General features: G+C 63.2%; 4 protein-coding genes and 1 tRNA gene. 3 read left to right on the top strand and 2 right to left on the bottom strand.

The features are described from left to right. Positions 1-254 precede the first annotated feature (254 nt). Positions 255-905, top strand: a complete 651-nt coding sequence (locus NEI07_RS03910; protein WP_256032855.1) for an FABP family protein — start codon at positions 255-257, stop codon at positions 903-905. 334 nt (positions 906-1,239) lie between these two features. On the opposite strand, the gene NEI07_RS03905 is transcribed toward NEI07_RS03910, so the two are convergent. Then, positions 1,240-1,315, bottom strand: a tRNA-Phe gene (locus NEI07_RS03905). A 336-nt stretch (positions 1,316-1,651) separates the two neighbouring features. On the opposite strand from NEI07_RS03905, the gene NEI07_RS03900 reads away from it, so the two are divergent. Beyond that, on the top strand, positions 1,652-1,969 hold the full coding sequence (locus NEI07_RS03900; protein WP_256032852.1) for a hypothetical protein: 318 nt from the start codon (positions 1,652-1,654) through the stop codon (positions 1,967-1,969). A 123-nt stretch (positions 1,970-2,092) separates the two neighbouring features. Beyond that, the gene (locus tag NEI07_RS03895) at positions 2,093-2,446 is read left to right on the top strand and encodes a RidA family protein (RefSeq protein WP_256032850.1); all 354 of its coding nucleotides are present in this window, start codon (positions 2,093-2,095) and stop codon (positions 2,444-2,446) included. 39 nt (positions 2,447-2,485) lie between these two features. Here NEI07_RS03895 and NEI07_RS03890 read toward each other — a convergent pair whose 3' ends face one another. Continuing rightward, positions 2,486-3,268, bottom strand: coding sequence for a HesA/MoeB/ThiF family protein (locus NEI07_RS03890; protein WP_256032856.1), 783 nt, complete (start codon positions 3,266-3,268; stop codon positions 2,486-2,488). Between the last annotated feature and the right edge of the window lie 27 nt (positions 3,269-3,295).

The following is a 3,295-nucleotide window of genomic DNA, read 5'->3' as shown; positions in this document are numbered from 1 at the left end:
GGGTTTTTTGCAACGTTCGGATCATTGCGCGCCTCGTTGAAAGGCGCAGTGCGCCGGCGCACTGCGCGTGCGGCGCGGTTCATGGCCGAAGCGCCCGCCAAGCCGGCGTCATTCGCATCGATGGTCGCTCTGTCTCGGTCAAAAGTCGCTGCGACAAATGTCGGCAGCGGATTGGGTACATTTGCAGCTTGAAATCAGGCCGCGCACGCTTCTCAATCACCCGCGCGATCAGATGAGTGGGAAGGGACACAAAAGTGTGCAGCATTCCGGACGATATTTTTACCGAGCCTGAGTTCTCCCCCGATACGCTCGCCAATCTAGGTCCGCTGCGCCGCTTGGCCGGCGTTTGGCAGTCCGATCAAGGCGTGGACGTCAACCCCAAGGCCGAAGGGCCTGAAACGCGGGCCTACCGGGAGCATATAAGGATGGATCCGATCGACCCGCAGACGAACGGGCCGCAACTCCTCTATGGTTTGCGCTATCACATCCATATCAACACTGCGGAGGAAGCAATCACCTTTCACGACCAGGTCGGTTATTGGCTCTGGGAGCCAGCCACGGGCCTGATTATGCAGACCATCGCTATCCCGCGAGGACAAGTCGTGCTGGCGGGTGGAACGGCGAAACCCGATGACGCGCGCATTTCCGTCGAGGCGCGGCGCGGCGATAGTCGCTTCGGCATTTGCTCGACGACCTTCCTGGAAGAAGCGTTTCGCACCGACTATTACCGAATCGACATCGCCTTCAACGACGATGGCAGCTGGACCTATGTGACGCGAACTGATCTCGCCCTGCGCGGCGCGACGCCAGCGTTCAACCACCGCGACACAAATACACTGCGGCGGATCGCGCCCCCGACGCCTAATCCGCTCGTCGGCCTGCTGAAGGACAGCAAAGTGAGTTAGCTCTGGCTGGTGACGCAGTCTCCTGCGAACCGTCCGGCCTCTCTCCCCTCTTCACGCGCCCGTCCCAGTGCTCGCCGCGGGCGTAGCCCTGCGGACGTCGTGATTCTCCGCATGGGCGCGCTGGCGCTCGATGGCGTCAGGATGCCGCTTGCCGCATTCGTGGAGGAGACTGGAGGCGGTCGCTCGAAACCCAGCGCCACAGGCGCGCGCCTGAAGGGGGCGCCCGGAGCTGAAGTCCGCCCCGTCGGAAGGTTTTTGAAGTTTCGCCGCGGGCCGGATGTTCCGGCGCTTCATACCCGACAAGGCCACGAAAGGAAGACATGGCGTAAGGGGATGGTGCCCAGGGGCGGGATCGAACCACCGACACTGCGATTTTCAGTCGCATGCTCTACCAACTGAGCTACCTGGGCTCGCGCGAACGCGATGTGTCGGGCTTATAGAAAGCGCGCAACGACTTGTCCAGACCCGCTAAGGTGGCGAGATATAGCCGTAGCGCGACAGATCAGATGAGAGGGGCCCCTTGCAGCACGGGCTCAGCGCTTGCCGGCTCCTCACGATGATCTCGGCCGCCCGCTTTGCGCCCGTCCGGTCCCCGTCCAGAGATCTTGCACAAACAGGACTTCAAAGCGCTCGGCCGCGCGATTTGGTGGAACGGATTGTGGGGCGTCTCGAAAAGAGGTAATTGTAGACGCAGGCGCTTGTCGCCCAGCGCATTGCGTTGTCTGAAATATTAGGAACCTTGCATTATGCATTTCCAGCTCAGAATCGAATGTAGCGCTTCGGCGCTTGGCGGGGATTCGATCTCGCGAAGCCAGGAGCTTGCCAACATTCTCCTCGCCGTCGCGGCGGATTTGTTGGACCAAGGCTTGGCGCCTGGCGACAAAATGCCTTTGCGTGACCGCAATGGCGACTCTGTCGGAATAGCCCAGCTGATCGAACGACCCAATGTGCTCGCTTCGAGCGCGCTCCTAAAGCAGGGCGCGGAACGTCTGCGCCAGACATGCGGCCAAGCGCGGCCCTTGCGTCGGGAGCTTTCGCTGGCCAGACGCTCGCAGCACGACTGATTGGCTGCACTGGCTTGTGCTTCGCCAAACTCGACCCGCATCCGCTTCCTAGTATACATACTGCCGCCGCCGCGCGGTTTTCCAAGGGTTCGTCCCGACCGGCGCGGCGCGCATGGAGGGGAAATGAGCAGCATTAAAAGGATCGGCGCGGGGCCGCGTATGAGCCAGGCCGTCGTTCGCGGCAACGCCGTCTATACGGCCGGCCAGGTGGCCGACAAGACCAAGGGCGGATCGGTCGCCGATCAGACGCGCGAAATCCTCGCGCAGATCGACGCGCTTCTCGCCGAAGCCGGCAGCGCCAAGGCCAATATCCTGTCAGCGACGATCTATCTTTCCGACATCGCGACCTTTGCGGAGATGAACGGCGTCTGGGACGAATGGGTCGACAAGGCCAATCCGCCCGCACGCGCCACCGTCGAAGCGAAGCTCGTGTCGCCGGCCTACAAGGTCGAGATCGCCGTCATCGCGGCGCTCTAGCGCATTTTCCGCCGAAGCGGACGCCCTTATGGAGCGCATTCATGATTGCGCGCCGGCGCCGCTGAGCGGATTTTCCGGGTCAAAGGCGTAGCGGACGGTCTCGAAACGCATGCCGCGCGCGTCGATGAGCAGCAGACGGCCGACCAGTCCCTCGCCGAAGCCGACGATCTCGCGAACGACTTCAAGCGCCATCATCGCGCCGACCATTCCGGCAAGCGCGCCGAGAACGCCGGCTTCTTCGCAGGTCGGGATTTCCCCCGCCTGCGGCGGCGTCGGAAATAGACAGCGATAGGTCGGATTAGGGCCGCCGTCGGGGCCGCGTTCGAAAGGCCGCAGCGTCGTCAACGAGGCGTCGAAGCCGCCAAGCGCCGCCGTCACCAGCGGCTTTCTTTCATAATAGCAGGCGTCCGAGACGAGATACCTCGTGGCGAAATTGTCCGAACCGTCCGCCACGACATCATAGCGCCCGATCAGCGCGCGGGCGTTCGTCTCATCAAGACGCAACGCATGCGGCTCCATGACGACATGCGGATTGAGGCGCGCGATGGCGTCCCGCGCGCTTTCCACCTTGGGACGGCCGACGTCCGGCGTGGCGTGGATCACCTGACGCTGGAGATTGGACAGCGAAACGGCGTCGTCGTCGACGACGCCGAGCGCGCCGACGCCCGCCGCGGCGAGATATTGCAGCAGCGGCGCGCCGAGCCCGCCGGCGCCGACGACGAGAACCCGCGCATGTTTGAGCTTGCTCTGGCCCGGCCCGCCGATGTCGCGCAGCACGAGATGCCTTGCGTAGCGTTCGATCTCTTCAGGCGAAAGATTCAAAAGGCGCTCCGGCGCACGCTGGGATTG

Source organism: Methylocystis suflitae (assembly GCF_024448135.1).
Lineage (GTDB): Bacteria > Pseudomonadota > Alphaproteobacteria > Rhizobiales > Beijerinckiaceae > Methylocystis > Methylocystis suflitae.
Note: the sequence above shows the minus strand (reverse complement) of the source record. Positions and strands in the feature narration are given on the sequence as shown.